Raw genomic sequence first — 22,863 nt, 5'->3', positions numbered from 1 at the left:
GATGTCGACGCTGAATTATACCCAATATGGCCTGGCGCCATTGATCGAGGTCGAACTGGAAGATGGCGTCGCGCCGCTGCAGTTCAATGTCGCACTGAAGGGCGAGGAGGGCTGGGTTTCGCTGCGCTATGAACAGCCCGGCGTCACCGATCATGACTATATCGCCATCACCGAAAATTCGATCGTGGAAATCAACCTGATCGGCGATCAGCTGTTCTTCTCGAAAAATTACGACGCCATAACGACCGAGGAGCCGCTCTCTTCCTTTTACGGCGGCTTGATCTATGATGATTATCGCGCCGATCAGGACCGCTACAAGACCGTCCGGTTCCAGGCACGCTACAATCAGGGCGGCAAATATGGCACGCGGCACGGCTTCAACATCAATATCGACCTGCTGCAAAATCCCAGTGCCACCGAACCCAAATGGATCCCGCTGTCGATCGATCCCGACATCAAGAATCCACCGCCCAAGGAAGACTGAGCGCGGCGACGGGGTGGTGGCGACATGATCCTTCCGATCCTTGCGCAAATCCGCAGGGTTGCACGCAGCGGCGACACCGTTCGCGCCTGGACGATGTTCGGCGCGGCGGGCCTGCTGCCGTCACGCGACAGCGATGCGCTGACCCTCAAGGGCCGGCTGCTCAAGGATCGGGCGCTGCGCAGCGAGGGCGCCGAACGCGCCGCGCTGCTGGACGAGGCGCGACAGGCCTATCTCCAGGCGGCCAGCGACTGCCGCGCCACCTATCCGCTCATCAATGCCGCCACCCTCGCCTTTCTGAACGATCGCCCCGCCGACGCGGCCGACCTCGCCCGCCAGGTGCTGGCGCTGCTCGACAGCGGCGATCATGTGCAGGAAACGCGCTACTGGCTGGCGGCGACAGCGGCCGAAGCCCATCTGCTGCTGGGTGACGAGGCCGCAGCGCAGGCCGCCCTGGCACAGGCCATGACGGCCGCGCCGGACGCCTGGGAAGATCATGCCGCGACCCTGCGGCAATTCCACGAGATATTGACCAGGCAGGGGCGCTCTACCGCGCCCCTCGATCCGCTGCGCCCGCCACCCAGCCTCTATTTCAGCGGCATCATCGGCCTGCCGGACAATGAGGAGGAAGCCCGCACCAAGATCGAGGCGGCGCTCGATCAGATTGCGCCGGGTGCCGCCTTCGGGGCGCTCGCCGCGGGCGCCGATATCCTGATCGCCGAATGCGCCCTTTTCCGGGGCATCCAGTTGCACATCGTCCTGCCGACAAGTCTCGACGTCTTTCGGCAAAGTTCGGTCGGCCGGTTCGGTGACCATTGGCTCGCCCGCTTCGATCGCCTGATCGACATGGCCGACAGCCTGGACGCGCCCGACGCCATCACCAGCCTGTCCAACGCGGCGATCGACAAGGGGTGCGAGATCGCCATGGGACTGGCGCTGCGCCGTGCCGACGCCTTTGCGACACAGGCCATCGCGCTACATATCGGGCGTGCCTCGGATCAGCCTGCCCCTGCCTATCGGCTGTGGCAGTCACGCACATTGCCCGTGCGCAAGATCATCCTCGAACAATCAATGCCTCCCTCTGGCGATGCGCTGCCCATGGCCATCAACAAGGCTGTGCTGGCATCGACGACACGCCTCGCGCCAGCCATGCGCGAAAGCGCCAATGGCCTGCATTTCCAGGCATTCGACGATATGGCCACCGCCATGCTCCAGGCCCGCCTGATCCTGAGGGACTGGCCGGACCATGGGCTGGCGCTGGAATATCAAACGGTCATGCCGAATGATCCGATCGATGGCGAGGAATGCCTGGCGCTGCTCCTGGCGCCAGCCGCACCGGCCGGCAGCATCTGCATGCCCTGGCCACAGGCCGCCGCCATGGCGCTGCAAGGCCCCGGATATCGGTTTGAAATTGCCGGCGAAGTGATGACCCGCCAGGGCGATTGCCCGGTCGGCCATTATTATCCGCCGTCCAGCTGACGGCGCGCGCCTTCAGACGACCATGTCCGCCAGCATGCGCGGCGCATGGATCTGCATCTGACCATCTTCCCGACTGACGATACCGCGCCGGATCAGCACGGCGATCGCGCGCGACGCGGTCTCGCGGGTCGTGTTCGCGCTCAGCGCCAGGGTGGTGACCTGCGGCGCGGGCACGATATGGTCGCGACCATCGGCCAGCGCGAGCAATTCGCTATAGACCCGCCCGGCCGCGCTATAGGTGGACCGGGTCGCCATTCGATCCAGCGCCCGGTCGAGCTGGCGCGCCAGCAGCCAGGCCATGCCCGCGCCGATCTGCGCATCGCCCGCCACCAGCGCGGCCAGCGATTGTGCCTCCGCGCGCAACAGGCGGCTTTCGACCAGCACCTCTATCTCCGCCCGGTGCGTCGTGGGCGCTGGGTAGGCGCCGAAAAACTCCCCCGGCCCATGACGCGCCAATTGCTGGCGCTGGCCGTCGATGCCAAAGGTCTGCACCGCCACGCAGCCGTCGACGATCAGCCAGCAATGGTGCGACGCCTCCCCTTGCCGGGCCAATATCTGCTTGGCGCCGACCTGCTGCGGAACCAGCACGCGGCGCAGCAGCTCTGCCGCCTTCCGATCACATCGGAAAACCGCTGCCAGCACCTCGACCTGTTCCTCGACCTGCAATCCTCCACTCCTCGGTGACGATCGATCGTTCCGTTACCGGCATAGCCTATGCGCTCCGGATGAACAGGAGGGCAGGATGATTCTCGGAAAATATGTGATCTGCATCACGGCCATGCCGAGGAGATTTCCCTAGGGAATCAGCGCGACCCGAAGGAGGCCCCGGTGGGGCAACCTTTTCTTGGCCCGGAGCTTCATATGGCTTCGGGCCTTTTTTTTCGCAATCTCCATGCGGTTCGGCCATCAACCACAAGAGGGGGCGCCGCGCGTGGAAACCAAATGCCGGTGCGTGAAACGATCGGCAATATATGCTGCTGGATGGTCCCTGACAGGGACAGGTTCGCTATCAAAGCGATGCACCACCTTGTCATGAAGGTGGTGACCCCTACGGGAATCGAACCCGTGTTTCAGCCGTGGAAGCATTTTCATGTTTGTTTTCAATGCCGCTTCCCCCAATTTGCCGCCACAATGACCCACGGTTTTTCGCGGCTTTCAGAGGCGTGGGGGAACGCATCAGCAGGGCACTAGGCGCTCGATCGACACCTCTCGGCAGTTCGTGATGATAAGTTCGCGCGCCTCTACCGGCGATCCATTGCCGACGGTGTATTGCAGGTCCACGGACGCCATGGCGAAGCCAGCGAATGCCTCGCGGATCTCGGACACATCATTGATGCTCATCAGGAACTGCCCCTCGATCCCGCGCAGCTGCTCCGCCATGAGGGCGAACTCGGCTCGATCGAACATGCCGGCGCCATAATCCCCCTCGCTGCCGTGGTAGGGCGGATCGAGGTAGAATAGCATGTCGGGTCGGTCATAGCGGCGAACGAAATCCGACCAGGGCAGCCGCTCGATCGTGACGCCGGCGAGCCTCTCATGCAGCTGCTCCAGCATAGGTTGGAGCTTCGTCACGTCGAAGCCGCCGGAATTGGCTGCATCGACCCCGAAGCTACGCCCAGCGACCTTCCCGCCGAACGCGAGGCGCTGGAGATAGAGGAACCGGGCGGCTCGCTCCAGATCGGTCTGGGTCGATGGATCGACTCGCATCAGCCGCTCGAAATTACTCCGCGTGGTGAGCTGGTATCGAAGCATGTCCAGAAATGCGATGTAGTGGCGCTGGAGGATGCGGAAGAAGGTCGCCACGTCCTCGGACCAGTCATTCACATACTCGGCGCGCGGACGACGGCCGCGACGCAGGAAGACGCCACCCATCCCCATGAACACCTCGCCATACGACTGGTGCGGCACCATGTCGATCGCGCGGGTGACGCGTTTCCATAACCGACGCTTGCCCCCAATGTAGGCTGCAACCGGCGACACAGGCGCAACGAAATCATCAAAAAGCGGACTCGACTCCATTCTGTTTGTTCCATATCTGTTCACCCCTCCCGAGCGCCGGGAGGCGGGATGAAACCGGCAGGCCAGCCGGGGACATGGCGGGTCGAGACCGCCGGCTTGAGGCGTTGGCGCGCCTCAACCCCCGCCGAGGCGGGGAACTCACTGGCTCACCGGACGGAGAACCAAATGGACGATGAATTGAAGGCTCGCTTCCGGCGATTCGCGGAGCGGCTTGGGGATGACGATGTCGTTGACCAGGGCGGCCTAACCGGGCGCGATGTCAAAGCGGTCTGGGACATGATCGCGGATCTGGTCGCGGTCCGCTACGCGACCTTGCAGGAGCTTGCTGACGAGGCACTGGCGGAATGTGGCCCGGTATAAAGATGGCCTGAAGATCGGCACCTGCCTGTTCGAGGCGGCCGCATGGCACAAGACGGTCAAGGTCATCTGCCAGTGCGGCCATATCGGCCTGTTCCATCCCCATGGTCTATGGTGGCACTTTCACCGCAAGGGGCTGGACGACAATCTAGGCCCAGCCCGTCAGAAAATGTGGTGCCGGGAATGCGCCCGCCGACTGGGCAAGCGCATCCGGCCAAAGGTTATCGAGTTGGTGACGGAGCCGCCGCACATCACGCTGCCGCTGCCCGATGAGCGGGAGTGGAAGCGGATCGTCAATCGCTTCCGGGGATGAGCGGCATCGGCTCCGCCTTCACCGCCGCTTGATCGGCCACCCACTGGCGGAGCGCGACCAGATTCCACGCCTGCCGCTCGGCTATTGCGAGCTTGGCAAGAAGGTTGTCACAACTTCCCCCGCCATAAGCTCGGCAGGTGGCGTCGCGGGTGAGGGACACTGGAGCCGGGCCGGAACTGCCGAGATCGGTGCGGGCGGCGAGCTGCCTGCGCACGCGGTCATAGCGAGCATCAACATCGGCAAGGCGAGCCTGATATTCATTCCTGGTCCTTTCGGTAATCTGGGCCTGCTCGGCCTTCACGCGATTCACATTCTCGGCTGCCTGTCGCCGGGCTTCAGCGCTGGCGGCACGATAGTTTGTTTCGGTCTGCTTATGCGCCTGTTGCTCGGCCGCGAGGCCAGTGCGCGCCGTGTCCCGTTCCGCCGTGCGGACCTCGACCTTCATGGCGAGCAGGGCGACGCCGACGACCAGGGCAGCAATCAACCCCTCGCGCCACCAGCGGCCCGCGAATGCGAGCGCCGCGCTCATGCTGCCTTGCTCCGCCTATCGAAGGCCGCCGCCAGCCGCTCGTCATAGCGGTTCTCGCGATAGGCCGTGCCGTTGTAGCCCTTGGCGAAGGCGGCCCAGTCCCGCCGCTGGAGCGCCGCTTTCAGCCCTCTACCGGAGACAAAGCGAATGAAGGCGTCGAGCTGGTCGCCTTCGGTGCGTGACTGGCGCCAGGCGAACGACCAAGGGTCCGGCGCATCGCAGACGGCATAATTCTCGCCGAGGATCTGAAATGCGCCGTAGCTGGCCGACATGAAGCCCGCGTCGACATCGAGCGCCACGGCGGCCAGCAGCTGCTCCCAGCGGCGCTGCTGCGATGCCGGATAGAGCTTGCGGTTCCACTGGCGGGAGGAGAGCGCCGGATAGGTTGCATCATAGCGATGGCCGGTGGATCTGCTGAAGCGATGCGGTTCAAACAGGATCGTCGGCCGCCCATTAACGAAGGCATCACCGGCGGCCTCCACATCATAGACGGCCCAGATAGTCGCCGGGTCGACAGCCAGATCCTTGGCGGCGGCCGCGACGTCGCCCTCAGTGATAGGATGGTCAGGCCCATCCGTCAGGCATCTCAGCGTCGCTTCCTGGCTGACCGGGCCGAACCGCCCGTCAATCGCCCCCGAATAATAGCCGAGCGAAGCCAGCCGCCGCTGGAGCGTGGCATGGTCCATCTCATTCTCCCATGAAAAAAGGCGCCAGAGGCGCCCTGTCGTTCGTCAATTCCCGGAAATGGGAAGGTGGCCGCTACTCGCCGCCGATCGCGCGCTTGCCCTTCGCTATGTCCTGCATCGTGCGATTGGCGCTCAGTTCCGCCTGCACCTCTTCGCGGATCGCCGCTTTCCGCTGCGCCACCGTGTCCATCAGCACAGCATCGACCTGTCGCAGGAAGCGGTCAGTGTAGAGCTTGACCACGCGATCGGCGCCAACAGTCGCTCCAGCGGTAAGGAGCGCGGCAGCTTCGCCGCGAACGCCCGCCTGATTCACGAGCCAATAGGCAATGAGCGCCACCATTGGCAGCAGCAGCAGATCTGCCAGCACCAGCACCGGCTTGATCTTCACGCCCTTCTTAATGAGCAGCGCATATTTCGCCGCCAGGCCGAACGTAAGGCCCAGTATAATCCAGCCATATTTTGCGATGGCTGCCTCAGCCCATGGCGTCATCGCCTTTGCCCCCTGATGTGTGATGATGGCGTCGTGCATGGCATCAGCTCGCCACATATGCAGCTGCGCATGAGACCAGCCCTATTGCTCCAGCAAACCTCCCGCCGACTTCACCGGTTTCTACGTTCGATCTCATCGACATTGTGATTTTTCCAATAGCTATAGTGCCGATCAAGCGCTCACCCTCAAAGCCGAGCGCTGGCCACTGAACATAAAAAAGGCGGCCCATGGCCGCCTTTCCAAGTATTATTCGTTCCTTACGCGAGCAGCGGCTATCCAGCTACGGGATAAGCAGCGCCTGCGAAGCCGCGCAGCAGCTCTGCGAGATCGTTCAACTCGTCCCCCTTTGCGAAGCCCGCCTCCCGCGCTTCGACGTCGATGCTTTTCGCGAGCGTAAGCAGTGTTTCTGGCTCTATTGACCCCGCCTTGACTAGAGCCGGGATCAAGCGAGTGAGCAACTGCTGGGCATCGAATTGTGGGGGGCTGTCATGCATGCGTTCGCACCTCTAATGGTTCAGAATTAGGAGTTTTGTCAAAAGTTTGCGATCGCCTCTTCATCGCAAACAATGTCGAAAAGTTTGCTAGAGCGGGGAGCGGCCGCTCCCGTCTCTTCCGTTTGCGGGCGCGCCTGGTTTTCAGCCCCGGTGTAATTTTTCATGAAGACGCCCATCACGTGAGCCACACCCTCGTCTGTCACACTACGAAGGTCATCATGGAAGTAAGCACCTCTATTGTAAGATCCCGTAATAATTTCATAAGAACCGAAATAATCAACATTCCTCAGCATGGCAGAGGCTCGCTGCGCCGCTATGCGCAGCACTGATTTACTATAGGTCGTTGAAACTAGTGCATGCTGCGGCTCATAAGTGGCGATCAGCGGCACTGGTGAAACAGTAAGGATCACTCGGCAGGTCGGGTTGATGGCGCGAACCATATCGATCGCCTTCAGCAGGTCACTGGTAACCTCTTCCGCTGTGAAGTTGACAAATTCGTAGCGGTCGAAATCGAGTTCGCCGCCGGCGACTCCGGGTGCCAGAGGAAAGACAGCGCCGTCCACTTTCGAGCGCCAGCCTTCGGTCAGTCCGAGGGTAAACACGAAGACGTTCATGTTCTCCAGCATTGCCCGCACCGCAGCGAAGTGCGTGTCGCGGGATGCCGTCAACGCATCCAGGTCCGTAAAGCCGTCAGGCTCGATCTGCGGGCGGAATGGATCAACCAGCGCGCCATCTTTGCGCGTCCAGTATTGCTCATCAGGTGTGAAACGACCATAGGCTCGATCGATCAGCTGAACCAGCTGGCGAACTGTGTAGATATTGCCGTACCGAGCTGAAAATACGCCAAAGTTTCGAGCGAACGCCTCAGACTTGTCGATCTCGGACGGCGCAGATTCTGGAACATAGTAGTCAAACCCGCTCTTGGCGAGGGTGCGAGCGATATGCTGCGCGAAGCAACTCCCAGCCGTCGCCACCTTATCTGCGGTGCCGATGTTGAATTTCGTCGCAAATACGGGATCTAGATCGCTCATCTCCACCGATGCGACGGAATTTTTCCAGAACTGACGCTTGTCAGCGTTCTTGTATGGATTGCCTGCAATTTGCTCATTTGGCGAAGCATAGAGCAACTCGGCCATCTCGCCGGGAGATGACATCAGCGATTCGAGACTATCCTTCTCGTACTCATCATAGGTGGCGTAACTGCGTTCAACGAATTCCCGCAGCGTCATCAGACCATGCGGGTCGTGGCGTTTGAAACTGTAATCCCCGCGCAGTCCGAGCTTCTCGGCGATCGGCGGATAAATTGGCCAGATGGGCATCGCCCTTAGCGCGTCGTGCAGATAATCGGTCACGTTCTGATTAACTACAGGAATGCCGAGCGAAGCCATGAGACGCCTCGCGATATCAACCAGCACCCGAAGGTGCGGGTGATTGTTCGAGTACATGAAGCAGCCGTTCGCCGTCCAAGCTTGAAACTCTGCGCTGAGGGGCATTCCCACAGCGTCACCCTCGGCAAGCAGAGCGTCACGTGCCGCGACCCATCGATCAGCATACCCGAGGCGCGACATCACATAGTGATTATAGTGTTGCAGGGTTTCATCGACAGACAGGCCGTAGAAATAACCGAAAAATGCGATGCTGGAATGATAGATGACCATGTCTGTGTTGACCGTCTCTATCTTATCGCTGCCTTTCTTCTTCCCACGAATAAAACTGATATCGGGATGAAATCCGTCGAAAGCTATCGTTGGAAACAGCTTCAGCTTATGTTCCTGCCCTGCTGGAACTGCCGGGACAGCATTTTTATGAGCAAACACGAAGTCGGAATTGGCGAATATTTCCTGTATGTCGGCTGTTCCGTTCTGGACGGCAGTGGTGATCGTGAAGCTTGCGTCAAACCCCGGGTTCAACGCCCGCAAAGCAGCCGCAACGCCCTCACCCTGACAATTCGCCACTACTGCAACCCGCATCGCCTCACCTTTGTCGCCCAAATGTAGGCAAGGCATATACGTGATGTTCAAGCACGGCAATGCGTGGGACAATCGCGCGGACCCGAGGCGTGTGGTCCGACCTCTACGACCAGGCACCCCACGAGTCCGAACCCGTTGCTTTGAGTCTGGTCTTTCTAGCCCCCGTATCCCCGCGTCGGTAGATCTGCTCCGCATAGAGGCCGCCGCCGCTCCGCGTCGTCGTCACCCAGCCATTCGCATCCCAGCCATCGGCTGCCAGTACCTCATGCGTCGACTGGCCGAGCGCGTAGGTCGATGGGAGATCGGTCAGCGCCTTCGTCTGGGCTGCGAGAGGCGGATTGATGACGCGGTTGGTTGCATCGCCGGTCACGAACCACCGGCGCATGTGATCGCGCACCATTCCGAACAGCGCCGCCTGCTGCACATCGAGATTGTGCAGCGGTCCCGACGAAGGGTCGCCCCTGTCATCCACGACGGGCCAGTCGGCGGGGTAGTATGCGCCGTCCAAGGTGATATGCGCCATGTGGATACTGTCCGACCACCGGCTGTAAAGGTCGACGTAATGGACCTGATACAGGCGGCAGAGACGCCGCAGCCCGACAATCAACCGCTTGATCGCGTCAGTCGTCTGATAGCGGATATGGTTGGCAGATGTTGGACCCAGGAAGGTGATCGCCATTTCCTCGACCGGGCGTTCCTGCCGCAGGAAGTAGAAATAGGCGTTCCAGTTCGACAGCACGCTGTCGATCCGCGCCTCCACCGTCGCGGGCCGGTTCGTGTCGTTCGCCAGATCCTTGAACTCGTTGATCCCGAAGGCGAGCAGCATCCAGTCATAATCGCCGCTCGTTGCGGCCGCGAGCGGTGTGGTGCCGTCAGTCGCGCTGCCATAAGGCGTTCCGTCAGCGGTGTTGCCGTTCCAGGCATTTTCGAAGGTCGTGCCGGGGACCGACAGATTGTTGACCGGGATCGCGCCGGGCAGGCCCAGATCAAGGCCAATCTTCGGCAGAATGACGGGCAGGAAATTGTTAGGGTCGAACAGCACACCATTGTAGGCACCGGTCCCGGCATAGCGGCTGTCGCCAAACGCGATCGTGCGGATCGATGACCCGGCTCGCAGGCGATTGCGCGCCGCGACCAGATACTCCTCGCCGCTGCTTTCCAGCTTGTCGTCGTCGTCAAAGATCGCGCTGGCATAGCCGGAATATTGCGACGGGCCGGACGGGTCGGCACCGACAGGAAACACGATGTCGCCGGGACCGATGAAGCGGCAGCCGCGCGCGTTGCGGAACGCTCCATAGGAGCTAACGCGATAGATTTTCTTCAGATAGACCACGGCCCCGAGCGGCAGGGTCTGATCGCACAGGGTGCTCAGGTCAGCCGTCTCGTCTGGAGCGGTGCCGAACGTGTTGCCGCCCGTGACGCCGTACCATTCGGGCCGATAGAACGGCACCTCCAAATCGCTCAGCAGGCGCGTACCTGCGCCGCTGAGCATGTCGGAAAGGTCAATCCTGAATCCCCGGCCCAGCCCTTCATTCTCATAAACTCGGAACTCGGTGCCCACGACGCCAAGCAGCAATTCGCCAGAGAGGGTTTCGCCAGAGAGAGGAGGCAAAAGACGTATGTAACCGCCGAACTCGTCGGGTGCGCCGGGGTTGGGCTGAAAGATAGGGCCGGTGAGGTCCGCTTTGCCAGCAAGTCCGGCAATCGCCGTCGCAACCTGTACCTGCTGCTCCGGAGTGAGGCCCGGCCCGCGCAGGCCACGCTGGAGAGGTGCGCGAAAATTACGCATCACGGGTAGTCCCCTTTTCAATGTTGAAATAGCCTGCGACGGGGCGGTCGGTGGTCCCATTCGAGTAGGTGATGATGGCGTCCCAGACGAAGGTGTCATATTCGCCCGGCTCAGCCTGATTGAGGCCGGTGGGCAGCCCCTCGAGCGCAGACTGGATGATTGCTGGCTCGAGGCGCAGGATTCGCACCTCATCGTCAGAGCCTTCAGCAAAGTCAGTGAAAGCTATGTCCGGAACGTCGATCAGTGCCGCGCCCGGCGCCCCTTCGTAAAGGCGTATCTGCATGTGGATCGACGCGTCTTCGAGCGGCAGAGGACCGCCGAGATATGGCAGGTCGATCGTCGGGCGCCACGTCTCGTTGCGCGCCGCACTGAGATCCAGGCGAACGGTCATATTATCTCCGATGGACAGAGGGTGATGGTGTTGGTGATCCGCGCCGATGTGGCGGCGATCAGATTTCCTGCACTTGCGCGTAGGCTGCGCAGAGGTCAGCCGCCGCTGGGGCACCCGAAATCGCGCCCCACAGGATCAGCTCAGCATCCGTGGTGGAGCCGGTTGCCGTCACCGTCACGGAGAAGCGCTGCCAGCCGGTGGCAAGGCTCAACGTACCGCTATTGTTGCCGACCATCATGAGCGCGATCGACGGCCCTGCAACAGGAGCCTTCAGCCAGATGCTGAAGCGGTAGTTGTGACCGGCAACAGTCGGGAAGGCCAGCTTGGCCCGACTGAAGCTGGACCCACGAGCGAACTGGATGCGGTCGGCGTTCCCGAGACCAATGGGGCCGTCGTCGAAATCGGGCGTGACTACAGGGTTGGACGCTCCGCCGCCGCCATTTTCCAGATACCAGGCAGTAAAGTCGTTGGGTGCGGTCAGAAGATTGCCGCCGGCGTCGAGTGCGACGTTTGCAAGGAAAGGGCCGGTCGGCTCAGCACCCGCATCATTGTTGTCGAACGCCCTGACCCACCAGAAGTAGGTTCCAGCCGCCAGTTCATCATCGACTGCCTGCACTTGGCCCAGGCCGCCGACGACCGGGCCGGCGATTTCGGACGCGGCGCTGAACACGTTGCTCGTCCCACGATACACCCGGCTGTAGGCGAAGCGCGCGTTCGTCGGATTGCGCCAGGTCACGGTCGCCGCGCCCTCAGACGGGATGACGTTCATTTCGGTGACAGCATCAACGGCGCTGCCACCATTGTCCCAGCTCGCATCATCGGCATCGCCAGGCGGAACAAGCGTCGGCGGTGGCGGAGCGGTGCCCGTCATAGCCAGCGCCAGAGCGTGCTTGGCCGTATCCTCCGTCTCGAACGTCAGGGTCACTATGCCGGTGGATAAGTCCTTGCTGATCGCCGCTATGACGCAGAGGTGATTAAGGCCGGTCTCGGGATCGATCACCTGATAAGCCTCGCCAAGGCGCACTTCCCAGAGTCGCGGCTTGCAAGGGATCGTGATGCCAGACAGCTCGCGCCGGTTGAACAGTTCGTAGGCGGTCAACTGCGCGGCCTGGTCTTTGTCCGTCACCAGTTCGCAGGTATATTCCTCCTCCTTCCGCTCGCCGTCGAGCGCGATATAGCTCTCGAAGCTGACAGCCTCGGACTGGACATATTCCCACTTGTTGGCCTCCGACCGATATTTCGGGACCATCGTGTTGATGCGATCCCGATAGGTCCGCATCCCCGGAACAATGCGCTCACCGTCCGCGAAGTCGTCAGGCGTGATCGTATCGAGCGCCACCTTGGGTGACTGGAACCGCACCGACAGCAGGCCGCCCGAAATGACGGGCACCGCGCCGCCTGCCGCACAGATGCGCTTCAGATTGTCCCACAAGCTGATACCGGGGCCATCATAAACGGTTCCATCGCTGTTCCAGCCGTTCGCCTCGCAGATATTGGCGAAGGCGACCCATTGCGGCCAATCGAAGGCCTCCTGCGGGAAGCCGCAACCCACCACCTTGACCGTCTGCTCTCCGGTCGTCGTGTCAATGGCATAGCGCCCGCGAGCATAGGTGATCGCGTTCAGCGCAGCATTGCGGTCGAATTCAAACGTGTCCTCGTCGCCGAAACGATGCGCCCCTTCGCCGCCTGGATATGTGCTGTCCTTCCGGGGGTCATAGACCCGCGCCCACTTCCCCACGACACCGAAAGCAGGAATGCCGTTCGCCCAGACCTTGTTGTCGCGGTCGAATTTGAAGCTGATGAGGCTGGCGGCATAGCCGGAGAGCTTATAGTCGCTCCCCCAGTCCGGCATCATCGAACCCCACAGACCGACCGGCGGCGCGAGGGCGTCCGGTTCGGGGCGCTGGCCGAGCTGATTATCGCTCCACAGCCAGCCGCCGTAATATCCGGAAGCCGCTGTCCCGAAGAATGGCACCGGCTGCCAGTCGACAAGGAAGGATTCGATCTCTTCCACCGGCCCGCCCGCGCTCCACACAAAGACCTTCGACAGGATCGGGTTTTTCGTCTTGTTGACCTTCGCGCCCCAGCCTACGTCGGCAAGCTGACTGCCACCATAGAAACTGCGCCCGACGCCATAGGGTACCGCCGCGTTCGCGCTGATGGTGACGCTGTTCACAGCCCCCTGGAGTCCCGGCTTCTTCGCCATCAACTGAGCGCCCAACGACGCGGCAGCCGCGACGACGGTCGCCACTTGCGCCACTGTCGAGATTGTCGCCACCGACACCCCTGCCACCGTGCCCGCCGCACCTACCCCGGCCGCGCCAAACAAGCCGGCCCCAGCCGCCGCGCCAACGCCCGTGGCCACCAGCGCGACGGCCCCCGCGATCATAGCGACCTTTGCCAGTGTCTTAGCCATCAGACCCTCCAAGCCGCCTTGATTTCGAGGGGGATGAGATTGACCATCGTCTCGCTGTTTTCGTGCCAGCCGATGACCTTGTGCCCGACGCAGATCACCGCCGCGTCCATTCCATTGTCGCCCTCCAAGATGGCGATGTCGCCGGGCAGCATCCGGGCGTGGGGTATGCGCGGAAGTAAGCTGTCGAAGATCTGCTCCATGCCGCCGGCGGCGTTCAAAGCGCGAATGGCGCCAGCTAGCGACCTATAACAGGGAAGCGGCGGCGGCTTGTGCCCCATCTGGAGCAGATGGAAGCGCGCCATCCGCACGCAATCCGCGCCGCAAAAATCGAGCTTGCGCCCGCGATACTTCGCCAGCGTCCTTTCCAAGGCTGCCTGCCGCCGGAGCATGTCGTTCATGAGTTCGGAGTCGCTGCGCCCCACGCGGTCGAGCGCGGCATTCCAGTGGCGTTCGCCATGCCCTTCTCTCCCGGATAGCAGGCTTGGTGGAAACGGTCGTTCAGCGCGTTACCGCGCATAACCATGAAGAGGCGCTTGGCCGCGCTCTCGAATTCGATGTCGACCGAGCGGCTGCCCTTGCCGACCTTCAGTGTTGCCGTGTCGATGGCCAAGTCGGCCGTCAGCTCTGGCGTCCCGATGATGGTCCCCGTCGCTGCGTCCAGTTCGCCAAGCCAAAACCTCATCCGCGCACCTTGAAAAGACGGGTCTGTCAGGGCGGTTGCGGCTGACGAAGATGGCGGCAGGAATGTCAGCTTTCCACCGGGCGCCTCGTCCCCAGTTTTTTCCTCGAAGGTTTCGGCGGCGCTGACCGTTCCGAACAGATCGTCGATGCAGTCATATTTTTCACCATCCCAATAGACGAAACCGCCATCACAGAGGCGGACATCATGATCTGGAAGTTCGATCTTCATCAGCGCAACCAGCGTCAGCACGCGATTTGTAAAGGCCATCAGCGCGCCTCATGGATCTCGAAAGAGAGGCCAATCATCCGTTCAAGCGCTATGTCCCATGAAATTTGATCGCCCATGATGAACCCCTCGATCATAGGCTTGGAGATATGCAGCGCGTTGCCGTCCGCAGGTTCCGCCCTAAGCATCTGCGTCAGGGTGATGGTGGCCTCACCGGAAGCATCCGCAAAAGCAGTCGCAGCGACAAAATCGAGATAGTGCTGACCCTCGATCTCGAGGCTGAACGGCTGTCCCTCATGGAAGGCATAGTTCGGAGTGCCGCCCTTGATGTTCAACGATTTTCCCGACTGTCCAGCTCCGTCGACCACGAAGTTGCCTGGCGTGCCCGGATAGAAGTCCAGCAGCGGGTATTCCAGCCGCGCACCCTCCTGCTGCCCTTTGATCAGCCGATTGACCCAGACGCGCCCATCCTTCCTGTTCTCCAGCGGCGGCATGTTCACGGTCACGGCATAACGTGAGCCGGGACGGTTGATGCGCTGGACCTGCGCCCCGCTCGACGGCTCCAGAAAGCCGCCGAAATCCAGCACGCGCGCCGACACCGATCGAGGACCGGGCCATTCGGGAAGGTCGATCATGGAATGGTCCGGCTCTGTTTACGGGCAAGGGCGATCTGCGCACCAGACGACCCCATGTTCCCACCCTGAACCATGGCGACGGTGCCGATGGCGTTCATCTGGGCAAGCAGATCATGCGTCATCACCGCGCCGCTGAGGTCAAAATAGAGCTTGTTGCCCCTGCGCCCCGGCTCTGACCCGTTCGCATGGACATAGCCCGAGCGTGAGGCGGTGAAGAGTTCCGGCCCGCGCTCGCCGACAACATAGGATTTGCCTGCCGATACCGGGCCGCCATTCGCGCGGAATCCGGAAATCGGCGTAAAATTCGAGAAGCCGGTCTTCAGGCTGCTGCCCAGTAGGCCCGTACCGGCGATCGCACCAAAGGCATTGAAGGCGCTCGACAGAATGTCGAGCACGCCGCCGCCCTTGATGGACTGGGCGAGATTGGACAGGGCGTTGAGCGATTTGTTCGCCATGTCGACGAACGCCTGCCCGGTGGCGGCGGTGCTGGCCTGTAGGCTGGTCGCTGCCTGGGCGGCAGTGCTCTTCACCGCCTCCCATGCATCGTCGAGCGCGCCGGGAACCTGCTCCACCGCCGGCAGCATTTCATCATTCGCCGCCTGCCGGGCATCCCCAACGCGAGCGGACTGGCGCGCAATGGCGACCGTCCGCACATCAGGCGACAGCGTCTTGTCGGCCTCCAGGGCGGCGAGCTTCGCCAGCTCCTCGCGTAGCGCCGCCGCCTTGGGGAACAGTTCGTCAATGATGCCGCCCACACGCTGGGCCATTTCGCGGAACTTGTCGCCAGTGGACTGGGTCGTCTTCTGTGCGGGATCGACCATCAGCTTCTGAAGCCGGGCCATGTTCTCGCCGATCTCATCGACCATGTCGGGCACATAGGAATGGCCGACAACAGCATCATAGAGGTTGAAGAACCACTGGCCGACAGCCTCGATCTTGCCCTTCAGCCAGTCCCAGACCTTGTCAAGGCGGTCAACGAGCCATGTTTTCACGCCATTATAGAGCTTCTGGACGATGGGGCCGATCGTGTCCCAGTTCCGCCAGACGACGACGATGGCAGCCACGGCGGCGGCGATCAGCGTGAGCGGCCCACCCGCGATTGCAAGGCCGATCAGTGCTCGCGCGATGGTGGCGAGGACGGGCACCACGGTGCCGGACAGGACGCCCGCCAGGGCGCTGAAGGCGGGGCCGATCTTCAGCAGCAGCGGCAGCACCGCGCCGAAGCCTGTAACAAGGCCGCTGACACCAAGCGCCACCGGGCCCAGCGCGGTCGCGGCAGCGCCGATGATGAGCACCCATTTCTGTGTCTCGGGCGAGAGCCCTGTGAAGACATCGAGCAGGCTGGAAACCGTATCCGCGAGGACCGGGATGAGCGGCAACAGCTTTTCGCCGATCGCGTCGCCGGCCTGCCCTAGCTTGACCATCACCTGCCGCATCGGCTCGGCCTTGGCTGCCGCTTCCGCCGCGCCGCCGAACTGCCGGTTCAACTCACCCAGCATGATGGCCTGCGCGCCGGCGATGTTGCCGGCAGCCTGCATGGCCTTGATCTGCTCTTTCTGCTGGTCGGTGAACTGGATGCCAGCCTTCGACAACGCAGCAAGTCCCTTCGCCGGGTCATTAAGCGCCTTGCCGACCATGATAGTCGCGGACTGGACATCGGTCCCCATGCGGGCCGCCATGTCGACCGCCGCCTGCTGCGCCTTCAGGAAGGTATCACCGGCGATGTTGCCGAAGGTCAGGAGATTCGCCGTCGACTTGCGCAGGATCTCGTCGGCATCGACAAGGCTGTTCATCTCCAGCTTGTCGGCGAATTTCGAGAGCTGGTCAGACGACAGCCCCGCTGCGTTGCCCATGGACTTGATCGCCGCATCCACCTGCGCGACGGCCGCCGCCTGATCCTTGGCGCCCTGCACGGCCTTCGCGGCCGTGGCGATCAGCGGGCCGGAAACGCCGACGGTGAGCGCCGCGCCGATGGTCTTGAACTTGTCGGCCGTCTTGCTCAACGATTTCTGCGCCGCCTTCAGCCGCTTGTCGGCGTCACCAAGCCCCTCCTGAAAGGCGAGGCTGTCGAAGCCCAGCACATAGCGGAGATAGCCAAGGACGACGCCCTTGCCCTGACTGTCTGCCATTCCCGTTCTCCAATAGGTCCGAATGGGAGCAGGGCGGCGCTACTTCGCCGCCCTGTCCTGTTTTTCCTTCATCGCCCGCAGCATGGCGAGGACGCTCATGGCCCCCTCCGCCTTGGCGGTCTGGCCCTTCTGCAAATAGTGCCGGAGAGGCCGGAGCCGCTCCTGCCGGGCCATACTCTCCATCTGGTGCGCGAGGATGATGATGCGTTCCTGATTGCCGGTGGCGCGGCCCTGCATGACGTTGCGATAGGATCGAAACGTCTGCCGCCAGAAGCTGTCCGGATCTAGGCCTTCTGCTGCCCAGTCTTTCTGGGCTTCGTCCCAGTCCCAGCCGCGCCCCGAGCCTTTCCCTCCGCACTCGGCTCAGCCTTTGCCATCACGCCCTCCAGCGCCCTGGCGATGGCCTCTCCGACATCTTCGCTGTCGCCCATCATGTTGACGGCTTCCTTGAAGCTGATGCCGGGATGGCGGGCCTGAAGGCCACCGTAGAGGACGGCGCCCAGATGCTTGATCCGGGGCTTCTTCGTCACCGCGCCGGTTTTCGGGTCGAATTCGGGCGAGAGCGCCCGCATCAGGTCATCGACCGACATGCCCGCCGCCTCTTCTGCTTCGGCGAAGGCGTTGAAATCCAGCACCAGGTGGAAGGTGCCCGAGGAGGTCGTGAAGGACGCCTCACCCTTCTGGATGTTGGGCATCAGGGCGCCGGCGCCGCATAGGCTTCGATGTCTTCGATGGTGACCACGCGGAAGGTCGCGGTCGCTTCCATCACGCCATCAATCGAGACTTCGCCGCGATCATAGTTCACGCATTTGGCGGTCAGGCTGATCTGCGCCACGGGCACACCATTCTCCGGCAGGACGACCAGCATTTCGCGTTCGTCGCCGGCGGCGCGGGCGGCCTCCAGCAAGGTGTCGGTCGTGGACAGCGGGCGGCTGTTCAGCGTCACCTCGAAGTCGCTGTCGGCATAGAAGGTGCTGGTATATTCGCGCCGCCAGTTGGGCGACTTCAGGTGCGTGGTTTCGGTCTGGTCGCGCTCGCCGCCGCCGGGAATCTGGAAGCCCTTGACCTGGTTCAGTTCGTAAAGGGCGGTGCCGTTGTCCAGCCACACCTCCCCCATGTAGCCAACACTGGCCTCTTGCGTTTCCGCCATTTCAATCTCCTACATGCCAGAGGATGAGGTCCACCGACTGCCGGTGGACAAGGGTGCCGTCAGCGACGGTTTCCGAAAGGTCGCGCTGCCCATCGACACGCGCATTACCGAACCGCTTGCCCGACACGGTGGCGGGACCGAGCAGCGCGGCGATGGCAGCGCGGGCGAGCGCGAGCGCTGCGCCATAGGACAGCGCCCAGCAGTCGAGCTGGACCCGCGTCCCGCGCGCGCCGTCCAACCCCTTCAGGTGCGCGGGTCGCGGGTCGCTGATGACCTGAAGCGTGATGGCGGGCAGATCGGAGCCTTTCGCCCGCTCCACCCAATAGACGCGCGTGGCGATGATCGCGGCGACCGCGGCGTCCGCGATCAGCCGCGCCCTGACGGCGGTCTGAAAATCCATGGCTACCCCTTCGTCGCCTTGCGCGCGTCGCTGGCGGCCTTCTTGATGACGGCCGTGTCCACCTCGATCATGAGCGCGTCCGCGAACGCCTGGTTGCGCCGATCAAACCCGGCATCGACTGCGGGGCGGAAGAATGGCGTGGCGGCCTGATCGCTGTTGCCGAACTCCAGCTGGACGGCGGCGATATGCGCGGCGACTACCTGAAGCGCGACGCCGCCCTTCTGCTTGGCGGCCTCTACATCGATGCTCTCGTAGGTTTCGCCGGTCAACACAGGCACGTTGGCCCGGACCTCACGGGCGAGCGTTTCCGCCGGCACGGTCAAAGCCTTCCGCCCAACACCGCGAGCCATGGCCTTGCTCATGTCGTTCATCTGCCGGGACGCCTCGCGGAACCCCTCGAATTTGCCCGAACGCGCCATCAGGCTGCTGCCCGGATTGCAGTGATGCGGACACCTTCATTGGCGCCCAGTTCCTGCTTTGCGGTGATGTTCCAGATACCGCCATCAAACTGAATGCGATGGTCGACGGTGCTGATAGCGCGCGTCTTGCTGTTGCTCAGCATCTCGAATGACGCCGCCTGAGAGCCGCCCTGCTGCGCTGCGTCACGCTGCTCGGCGCCGGACCCATAATAAACGCTGACCCAAGGGCGGGCATAGGCCGTCCACGTTTCGGCCTCACCGCCATAACCGTCCTCGGCGACGGTACGCGCCTCGATCATTATCCGCTTGTTGCGGCGGCCAGCGTCCAGAGACATCAGCGATAGACCCTGAAGGGCTGCAACAGCGCTTCCACTGTGGTGGACATGGGCACCGCCTGCATAGCCGCGCCGGTGGCAACCGTAGCGCGACTGTGGAACAGATCGCCGACCATCAGCAGGATGGCCGCTTTGATCGGTGCCGGAACTTCCTCATAACCGGCGCGATACTGGATGCGGACGGTGTCGGTCTGCCCCCGATATGTGCCCGGCGATGGCCACGATTTTCCCCAGGCTGTTCCTAATTCTGAACTGAACAATTCGTAGGTGTCGGGCTCGACTAGAACAGGTGCGCCGGTGCCATCGAGATAATGGACCGATTCGACAGCAATGATCGGTTCGAAGGGCAGGCGGATGGGACCGACGCCAAAGCCACACATGCGAACTTCAAGCGTCTGAACCCCGATCGCGCGCCCCAGCCACCCTTGAGGGCCATCGATATGCGCCGTCGCCGCCGCAATCAGGCCATCGACAAAGACCTTCTCGTCTTCGTCCCCATCCAGACGCAGATGAGCATCCGCTTCCTCCCATGTGACCACGGGTTCCGGCGGTACGACGACGACGACGCGCATCAGGCGATGACCGTTGCCGTCTCAGCCGACACCGCCTTCACGGTGTTCGCGCTGTTCAGCGAATTGGCTGCGGTCACCTCATAGGTGATCTTCGCGCCGACATCGCCAGCCTGCACGACATAGGTCGCTGCGGTCGCTCCGGCGATCGCCACTCCGCCGCGCAGCCAGCGCCGCGCGGAGACGCTGCCATTGCGGACCGTCCCGCTCGCCCCCGTCAACGTCTGCCCTACTTGGGCGGTGCCGGTGATCGACGGCGCGACCGTGAATGCGGGCGCGCACATGAAGCCGCGCGAGCGGCGAGCGGAACGGGCCATCGGTCAGGCCTCCTTGTTCTTGGCTTCGGGAGCCTTCTTGTCTTCCGGCTTCGGCGCCTGCTTGTCCTCGGGCTTGGCCCCAGCCTTAGCCTGCGCAGCGATCGCGGCGGTGATCTCCGCCTCGGTGCTGCGCGATGCATAGCCTTGCGGGGGATAATTGGCCGCCTGGTAACCCGCCGACACGTACTCCTCGACTGTCGGCCCATCCTCGCGCAGCTGCTTGGACTCGTCCTTCTCGAAGGCGTGCTGGTCGCCTGCCTTCACTTCTTCCGGCTTGGCCTCACGGACCAGGCCTTTCTTGACCAGCTCGTTGAAGCGGGTCGAGGTGATGTTCCGGAGGATCATGCCGGCGGTGACGGAACCGTTGTCACCGTAATGATCGTCCAGGACCAATGCGTTTTTGCTCATGTCGTCCTCCTTCTCGGATCATCAGCGCCGGGTGCGCCGATGATCGGAAAAGGGGCGCCGACCGTAGCCGGCGCCCTCATAGGTCAGGCGATGGTCAGCGAACCCTTCACCAGCGCAGCAGGGCGGCGCACGACAAGCGCGAGGCGCTTTTCCGCACGGACCGTCAGCATGTTCTTGATGAAGTTGTCGCGGTCCTGGTCGGAAATGCGGACCTCGGTGTCCATCCGGTCAAAGATTTGCCCGGCCAGCTTGAAATTGCCGGTCAGAAAGTTGCTGGTGCCGATGCGCTTGCTCGGCACGACCGGGCGACCCCAGAGGACCGGACCTGCGATGCCCTGCGGGTTGGCGAAGATATAGCCGCCGGCGGCGTCCTTCGTCAGTTCGATGTTCGCCCACTGGGTCGGATGAATGACGATGCCGTCCGGAGCGAAATCGGCCAGTTCGACCTGCAAGATGGCGAGGCGGAGGCGGTCGATCTTCGTTTCGCCGGTGATGGTGACGCCCGCCGGTTGCGAATAGGCGGTTGCCTGCGTGTAGAGACCGTTCAGATGCTGGCCGGTGCCGTCGCCCAGCAGCAGCTCGGCGTCTTCGACATCATCCAGGCCCCAGCGCAGTTCGCCGTCGATCAGGCTTTCCAGCTGCGGCACATCGTCCATCGCCTGACGCGACACCGGGATCCAGTGGGCGATCGTGCGCACCGGCGCGTCATCGACATCCCACTCATAGACGGACTCCGGCTTCTCCGCGCCTTCCGCCACGGCCGCCGCATTGTTGGTCCGGGTCACCTGCTTGGCAAACTCGATCGAGTTGCCGTCGGTGCGGCCCGGCGTGAGCAGGTCGCGGACGCGCAAGCCCATGCGGGGCAGGCCAACAATGTCGGTCTGGCGATCGGGACGGATCAGGCCGCCCGCGGAACCGGACGCCGTGGTGACCGCCTTCACGCTGAAGCCGATCGTGCCCTTGCAGCCGCCCTCCACGTAGGACTTCACATCGGCGTGGTTAGCGACCTCGCGGCCGAGGCTCTTCAGCTGCTGATCTTCGTCGCCACCGCCGCGACGCGACTGCGCGAGCTTCTGCGAGAGCTCGGTGATTTCGCCGCGCAGACCCTCCAGTTCGGACAGGGCCTTGTCGGCCTTTTCCTTGGTCTCGGTTGAGACCTTTTCGCCCGCCTCGCTCTTGGCTTTGAATTCCTTGGCGAACTCCTTCACCTCGCCCAGCGTGTCACCGAGCTGCTTCTGAAGGGTTTCGAGGGTTTTGTCGTCGCCGCCCGCTTCCTTGCGCCCGAACTCGCGGGCCATCGGGAGCGCGGTCATCGCCATGGCGACCGCGCCGAACAGGCCGTTACCGCCGCCGGACGCTGCATGGGTGATGGTGGTCGCGGCCATGGCCACGTCAGAAATGCCGACAAGCGCCAGCGTCACGGCAAGCACCGCGAAAATATAGTGTCGCATTTGGGTTTCCTTCTCAGGCGGACTTCAGCGAGAAGCCGGCCAGGGTGTCCGAAAGGCCCTTGAGGGCCGGGGTCATCGTCTCTTCGCGGTCGGACTCCCTCCGACGCATTTCCGCGAGGCCGTGGCCGACGAGGCCGGCGGCGCGCGTCTTCGAGAAGCCTGCCTCCCGCAGGAACTTCTCGTATTCTCGGTCTGTGGGCAGCTCGCCATGGGCGAGCTTGAATTTCACCGCCTCCACCCGCGCGTCGTCATTGGCGGGGAAGGTGACGAGGCTGATCTCCACAAGGTCCAGTTTGGTCAGTGTGCGGATGCCGGTCTTTTCGTCATAGCTCGACTCGCGGACCCAATAACCGATCGACAGGCCAGTCACCGTGCGCGCCTTCATGTGCGCATAGGCGCGCCGCTCCATGTCGCCAGCATCGAGCAGGATGCTGCCCTTGCCGAACAGGCCATGATCATCCTCGCGGAGGTCGCTCCACGCGCCGATCGGCTCGCTCGACCGATGCTGCCACAGCACCGGGACCGGGCGGCCTTTGCGCGCCAGCTCGGCAAGGCTGTCGACGAACGCGCCCTTGGCGACCACTTCCTGATAGCTGTCCACCACCCCGAAGACGGAGCCGTAGCCGTTGAAACTGCCGTCCTCCTCGACGGCTTTGATGTCAAAGTCGAAGTCGCGGACCTTGAGGGCGCCGCTGTGCTTGCGACCGAATTGGGGATGCAACCGCATCG

The 22,863-nt window shown here is 62.7% G+C and carries 29 protein-coding genes and 1 pseudogene; 5 read left to right on the top strand and 25 right to left on the bottom strand.

Annotation, left to right across the window (positions count from 1 at the left end):
* The first annotated feature begins 1 nt into the window (after window position 1).
* Together ACUCV3_RS07970 and ACUCV3_RS07965 are read left to right on the top strand one after the other, a co-directional pair.
* On the top strand, window positions 2-484 hold the full coding sequence (locus ACUCV3_RS07970; RefSeq protein ID WP_037510897.1) for a nucleotide synthetase: 483 nt from the start codon (window positions 2-4) through the stop codon (window positions 482-484).
* Between the two features lie 24 nt (window positions 485-508).
* Window positions 509-1,960 (top strand): TRAFs-binding domain-containing protein, encoded by a 1,452-nt coding sequence (locus ACUCV3_RS07965; protein WP_482240525.1) that lies wholly within the window; start codon window positions 509-511, stop codon window positions 1,958-1,960.
* A 12-nt stretch (window positions 1,961-1,972) separates the two neighbouring features.
* On the opposite strand, the gene ACUCV3_RS07960 is transcribed toward ACUCV3_RS07965, so the two are convergent.
* The 3 genes and pseudogenes from ACUCV3_RS07960 to ACUCV3_RS07950 form a co-directional block, all read right to left on the bottom strand.
* Complete coding sequence (locus ACUCV3_RS07960; protein WP_004208652.1) at window positions 1,973-2,626, bottom strand: Crp/Fnr family transcriptional regulator; 654 nt, start codon at window positions 2,624-2,626, stop codon at window positions 1,973-1,975.
* 373 nt (window positions 2,627-2,999) lie between these two features.
* A pseudogene (locus tag ACUCV3_RS07955) lies at window positions 3,000-3,088 on the bottom strand.
* A 48-nt stretch (window positions 3,089-3,136) separates the two neighbouring features.
* Window positions 3,137-3,979, bottom strand: coding sequence for a DNA adenine methylase (locus ACUCV3_RS07950; protein WP_482240524.1), 843 nt, complete (start codon window positions 3,977-3,979; stop codon window positions 3,137-3,139).
* 165 nt (window positions 3,980-4,144) lie between these two features.
* Between ACUCV3_RS07950 and ACUCV3_RS07945 the strand changes: the two genes are divergently transcribed.
* Both ACUCV3_RS07945 and ACUCV3_RS07940 read left to right on the top strand, forming a co-directional pair.
* Window positions 4,145-4,339: a hypothetical protein gene (locus ACUCV3_RS07945; protein ID WP_482240523.1), complete on the top strand. Its 195-nt coding sequence runs from the start codon at window positions 4,145-4,147 to the stop codon at window positions 4,337-4,339.
* A complete protein-coding gene (locus tag ACUCV3_RS07940; RefSeq protein ID WP_482240522.1) occupies window positions 4,326-4,649 on the top strand; it encodes a hypothetical protein in 324 nt (107 codons plus the stop codon). Before ACUCV3_RS07945 ends, ACUCV3_RS07940 begins: the two co-directional genes overlap by 14 nt.
* Here the strand turns inward: ACUCV3_RS07940 and ACUCV3_RS07935 are convergent.
* The 3 genes from ACUCV3_RS07935 to ACUCV3_RS07925 form a co-directional block, all read right to left on the bottom strand.
* Window positions 4,630-5,178 (bottom strand): hypothetical protein, encoded by a 549-nt coding sequence (locus tag ACUCV3_RS07935; RefSeq protein WP_482240521.1) that lies wholly within the window; start codon window positions 5,176-5,178, stop codon window positions 4,630-4,632. The two genes, ACUCV3_RS07940 and ACUCV3_RS07935, sit on opposite strands and share 20 nt — an antisense overlap.
* A complete protein-coding gene (locus ACUCV3_RS07930) occupies window positions 5,175-5,864 on the bottom strand; it encodes an N-acetylmuramidase domain-containing protein (protein WP_482240520.1) in 690 nt (229 codons plus the stop codon). Before ACUCV3_RS07930 ends, ACUCV3_RS07935 begins: the two co-directional genes overlap by 4 nt.
* 73 nt (window positions 5,865-5,937) lie before the next feature.
* Window positions 5,938-6,354 (bottom strand): hypothetical protein, encoded by a 417-nt coding sequence (locus ACUCV3_RS07925; RefSeq protein WP_482240519.1) that lies wholly within the window; start codon window positions 6,352-6,354, stop codon window positions 5,938-5,940.
* A gap of 227 nt (window positions 6,355-6,581) precedes the next feature.
* Here ACUCV3_RS07925 and ACUCV3_RS07920 point away from each other — a divergent pair, with 227 nt between their 5' ends.
* Window positions 6,582-6,773 (top strand): hypothetical protein, encoded by a 192-nt coding sequence (locus ACUCV3_RS07920; protein ID WP_482240518.1) that lies wholly within the window; start codon window positions 6,582-6,584, stop codon window positions 6,771-6,773.
* Window positions 6,774-6,886: 113 nt separating this feature from the next.
* On the opposite strand, the gene ACUCV3_RS07915 is transcribed toward ACUCV3_RS07920, so the two are convergent.
* The 19 genes from ACUCV3_RS07915 to ACUCV3_RS07825 all read right to left on the bottom strand — a co-directional run bounded on the left by ACUCV3_RS07915 (window position 6,887) and on the right by ACUCV3_RS07825 (window position 22,861).
* On the bottom strand, window positions 6,887-8,869 hold the full coding sequence (locus tag ACUCV3_RS07915; RefSeq protein WP_482240517.1) for a GSCFA domain-containing protein: 1,983 nt from the start codon (window positions 8,867-8,869) through the stop codon (window positions 6,887-6,889).
* A 52-nt stretch (window positions 8,870-8,921) separates the two neighbouring features.
* A complete protein-coding gene (locus ACUCV3_RS07910; RefSeq protein ID WP_482240516.1) occupies window positions 8,922-10,610 on the bottom strand; it encodes a hypothetical protein in 1,689 nt (562 codons plus the stop codon).
* Window positions 10,600-10,998, bottom strand: a complete 399-nt coding sequence (locus tag ACUCV3_RS07905; RefSeq protein WP_482240515.1) for a hypothetical protein — start codon at window positions 10,996-10,998, stop codon at window positions 10,600-10,602. Before ACUCV3_RS07905 ends, ACUCV3_RS07910 begins: the two co-directional genes overlap by 11 nt.
* Before the next feature lie 58 nt (window positions 10,999-11,056).
* Complete coding sequence (locus ACUCV3_RS07900; RefSeq protein WP_482240514.1) at window positions 11,057-13,414, bottom strand: phage head spike fiber domain-containing protein; 2,358 nt, start codon at window positions 13,412-13,414, stop codon at window positions 11,057-11,059.
* Window positions 13,414-13,812 (bottom strand): DUF6950 family protein, encoded by a 399-nt coding sequence (locus ACUCV3_RS07895; protein WP_482240513.1) that lies wholly within the window; start codon window positions 13,810-13,812, stop codon window positions 13,414-13,416. The genes ACUCV3_RS07900 and ACUCV3_RS07895 overlap by 1 nt, the downstream gene beginning before the upstream one ends.
* Window positions 13,809-14,363 (bottom strand): hypothetical protein, encoded by a 555-nt coding sequence (locus ACUCV3_RS07890; protein WP_482240512.1) that lies wholly within the window; start codon window positions 14,361-14,363, stop codon window positions 13,809-13,811. The genes ACUCV3_RS07895 and ACUCV3_RS07890 overlap by 4 nt, the downstream gene beginning before the upstream one ends.
* Window positions 14,363-14,956, bottom strand: a complete 594-nt coding sequence (locus ACUCV3_RS07885; RefSeq protein ID WP_482240511.1) for a hypothetical protein — start codon at window positions 14,954-14,956, stop codon at window positions 14,363-14,365. The genes ACUCV3_RS07890 and ACUCV3_RS07885 overlap by 1 nt, the downstream gene beginning before the upstream one ends.
* Entirely contained in the window at window positions 14,953-17,085 is a 2,133-nt protein-coding gene (locus tag ACUCV3_RS07880) for a phage tail length tape measure family protein (RefSeq protein ID WP_482240510.1), read from the bottom strand. The genes ACUCV3_RS07885 and ACUCV3_RS07880 overlap by 4 nt, the downstream gene beginning before the upstream one ends.
* A 39-nt stretch (window positions 17,086-17,124) precedes the next feature.
* Complete coding sequence (locus ACUCV3_RS07875) at window positions 17,125-17,322, bottom strand: hypothetical protein (RefSeq protein WP_482240509.1); 198 nt, start codon at window positions 17,320-17,322, stop codon at window positions 17,125-17,127.
* 47 nt (window positions 17,323-17,369) lie between these two features.
* Window positions 17,370-17,780 carry a hypothetical protein gene (locus ACUCV3_RS07870; protein ID WP_482240508.1) on the bottom strand — a complete coding sequence of 137 codons (411 nt, stop codon included), beginning with the start codon at window positions 17,778-17,780 and terminating at the stop codon, window positions 17,370-17,372.
* Window positions 17,780-18,235 carry a phage tail protein gene (locus tag ACUCV3_RS07865; RefSeq protein ID WP_482240507.1) on the bottom strand — a complete coding sequence of 152 codons (456 nt, stop codon included), beginning with the start codon at window positions 18,233-18,235 and terminating at the stop codon, window positions 17,780-17,782. The genes ACUCV3_RS07870 and ACUCV3_RS07865 overlap by 1 nt, the downstream gene beginning before the upstream one ends.
* A 1-nt stretch (window position 18,236) precedes the next feature.
* Window positions 18,237-18,635 (bottom strand): tail completion protein gp17, encoded by a 399-nt coding sequence (gp17, locus tag ACUCV3_RS07860; RefSeq protein WP_482240506.1) that lies wholly within the window; start codon window positions 18,633-18,635, stop codon window positions 18,237-18,239.
* Window positions 18,636-18,637: 2 nt separating this feature from the next.
* Window positions 18,638-19,054: an HK97-gp10 family putative phage morphogenesis protein gene (locus ACUCV3_RS07855; protein ID WP_482240505.1), complete on the bottom strand. Its 417-nt coding sequence runs from the start codon at window positions 19,052-19,054 to the stop codon at window positions 18,638-18,640.
* Window positions 19,054-19,389 (bottom strand): phage head closure protein, encoded by a 336-nt coding sequence (locus tag ACUCV3_RS07850; RefSeq protein ID WP_482240504.1) that lies wholly within the window; start codon window positions 19,387-19,389, stop codon window positions 19,054-19,056. Before ACUCV3_RS07850 ends, ACUCV3_RS07855 begins: the two co-directional genes overlap by 1 nt.
* The gene (locus ACUCV3_RS07845) at window positions 19,389-19,961 is read right to left on the bottom strand and encodes a head-tail connector protein (protein WP_482240503.1); all 573 of its coding nucleotides are present in this window, start codon (window positions 19,959-19,961) and stop codon (window positions 19,389-19,391) included. Before ACUCV3_RS07845 ends, ACUCV3_RS07850 begins: the two co-directional genes overlap by 1 nt.
* Window positions 19,961-20,275, bottom strand: a complete 315-nt coding sequence (locus ACUCV3_RS07840) for a hypothetical protein (protein ID WP_482240502.1) — start codon at window positions 20,273-20,275, stop codon at window positions 19,961-19,963. The genes ACUCV3_RS07845 and ACUCV3_RS07840 overlap by 1 nt, the downstream gene beginning before the upstream one ends.
* Window positions 20,276-20,278: 3 nt before the next feature.
* Window positions 20,279-20,683 (bottom strand): hypothetical protein, encoded by a 405-nt coding sequence (locus tag ACUCV3_RS07835; RefSeq protein WP_482240501.1) that lies wholly within the window; start codon window positions 20,681-20,683, stop codon window positions 20,279-20,281.
* An 83-nt stretch (window positions 20,684-20,766) separates the two neighbouring features.
* Window positions 20,767-22,134, bottom strand: coding sequence for a phage major capsid protein (locus tag ACUCV3_RS07830; protein WP_482240500.1), 1,368 nt, complete (start codon window positions 22,132-22,134; stop codon window positions 20,767-20,769).
* Window positions 22,135-22,147: 13 nt separating this feature from the next.
* The gene (locus ACUCV3_RS07825) at window positions 22,148-22,861 is read right to left on the bottom strand and encodes an HK97 family phage prohead protease (protein ID WP_482240499.1); all 714 of its coding nucleotides are present in this window, start codon (window positions 22,859-22,861) and stop codon (window positions 22,148-22,150) included.
* Window positions 22,862-22,863: the final 2 nt, after the last annotated feature.

The sequence above is a fragment of the Sphingobium sp. VMM genome (genome assembly GCF_056790315.1).
Note: the sequence above shows the minus strand (reverse complement) of the source record. Positions and strands in the feature narration are given on the sequence as shown.

Excerpts from the sequence above, each read along its gene's own strand:
- ACUCV3_RS07870 (WP_482240508.1), bottom strand. The coding sequence starts at position 17,780 with ATGCCCAACATCCAGAAGGGTGAGGCGTCCTTCACGACCTCCTCGGGC.
- ACUCV3_RS07965 (WP_482240525.1), top strand. The coding sequence starts at position 509 with ATGATCCTTCCGATCCTTGCGCAAATCCGCAGGGTTGCACGCAGCGGC.
- ACUCV3_RS07945 (WP_482240523.1), top strand. The coding sequence starts at position 4,145 with ATGGACGATGAATTGAAGGCTCGCTTCCGGCGATTCGCGGAGCGGCTT.
- ACUCV3_RS07890 (WP_482240512.1), bottom strand. The coding sequence starts at position 14,363 with ATGGCCTTTACAAATCGCGTGCTGACGCTGGTTGCGCTGATGAAGATC.
- ACUCV3_RS07880 (WP_482240510.1), bottom strand. The coding sequence starts at position 17,085 with ATGGCAGACAGTCAGGGCAAGGGCGTCGTCCTTGGCTATCTCCGCTAT.
- ACUCV3_RS07930 (WP_482240520.1), bottom strand. The coding sequence starts at position 5,864 with ATGGACCATGCCACGCTCCAGCGGCGGCTGGCTTCGCTCGGCTATTAT.
- ACUCV3_RS07835 (WP_482240501.1), bottom strand. The coding sequence starts at position 20,683 with ATGAGCAAAAACGCATTGGTCCTGGACGATCATTACGGTGACAACGGT.
- ACUCV3_RS07900 (WP_482240514.1), bottom strand. The coding sequence starts at position 13,414 with ATGGCTAAGACACTGGCAAAGGTCGCTATGATCGCGGGGGCCGTCGCG.
- ACUCV3_RS07950 (WP_482240524.1), bottom strand. The coding sequence starts at position 3,979 with ATGGAGTCGAGTCCGCTTTTTGATGATTTCGTTGCGCCTGTGTCGCCG.
- ACUCV3_RS07920 (WP_482240518.1), top strand. The coding sequence starts at position 6,582 with ATGGCCGCCTTTCCAAGTATTATTCGTTCCTTACGCGAGCAGCGGCTA.
- ACUCV3_RS07895 (WP_482240513.1), bottom strand. The coding sequence starts at position 13,812 with ATGAACGACATGCTCCGGCGGCAGGCAGCCTTGGAAAGGACGCTGGCG.
- ACUCV3_RS07850 (WP_482240504.1), bottom strand. The coding sequence starts at position 19,389 with ATGTCTCTGGACGCTGGCCGCCGCAACAAGCGGATAATGATCGAGGCG.
- ACUCV3_RS07970 (WP_037510897.1), top strand. The coding sequence starts at position 2 with ATGTCGACGCTGAATTATACCCAATATGGCCTGGCGCCATTGATCGAG.
- ACUCV3_RS07925 (WP_482240519.1), bottom strand. The coding sequence starts at position 6,354 with ATGACGCCATGGGCTGAGGCAGCCATCGCAAAATATGGCTGGATTATA.
- ACUCV3_RS07840 (WP_482240502.1), bottom strand. The coding sequence starts at position 20,275 with ATGGCCCGTTCCGCTCGCCGCTCGCGCGGCTTCATGTGCGCGCCCGCA.
- ACUCV3_RS07905 (WP_482240515.1), bottom strand. The coding sequence starts at position 10,998 with ATGACCGTTCGCCTGGATCTCAGTGCGGCGCGCAACGAGACGTGGCGC.
- ACUCV3_RS07825 (WP_482240499.1), bottom strand. The coding sequence starts at position 22,861 with ATGCGGTTGCATCCCCAATTCGGTCGCAAGCACAGCGGCGCCCTCAAG.
- ACUCV3_RS07935 (WP_482240521.1), bottom strand. The coding sequence starts at position 5,178 with ATGAGCGCGGCGCTCGCATTCGCGGGCCGCTGGTGGCGCGAGGGGTTG.
- ACUCV3_RS07885 (WP_482240511.1), bottom strand. The coding sequence starts at position 14,956 with ATGATCGACCTTCCCGAATGGCCCGGTCCTCGATCGGTGTCGGCGCGC.
- ACUCV3_RS07855 (WP_482240505.1), bottom strand. The coding sequence starts at position 19,054 with ATGGCGCGTTCGGGCAAATTCGAGGGGTTCCGCGAGGCGTCCCGGCAG.
- ACUCV3_RS07865 (WP_482240507.1), bottom strand. The coding sequence starts at position 18,235 with ATGGCGGAAACGCAAGAGGCCAGTGTTGGCTACATGGGGGAGGTGTGG.
- ACUCV3_RS07830 (WP_482240500.1), bottom strand. The coding sequence starts at position 22,134 with ATGCGACACTATATTTTCGCGGTGCTTGCCGTGACGCTGGCGCTTGTC.
- ACUCV3_RS07845 (WP_482240503.1), bottom strand. The coding sequence starts at position 19,961 with ATGCGCGTCGTCGTCGTCGTACCGCCGGAACCCGTGGTCACATGGGAG.
- gp17 (WP_482240506.1), bottom strand. The coding sequence starts at position 18,635 with ATGGATTTTCAGACCGCCGTCAGGGCGCGGCTGATCGCGGACGCCGCG.
- ACUCV3_RS07875 (WP_482240509.1), bottom strand. The coding sequence starts at position 17,322 with ATGCAGGGCCGCGCCACCGGCAATCAGGAACGCATCATCATCCTCGCG.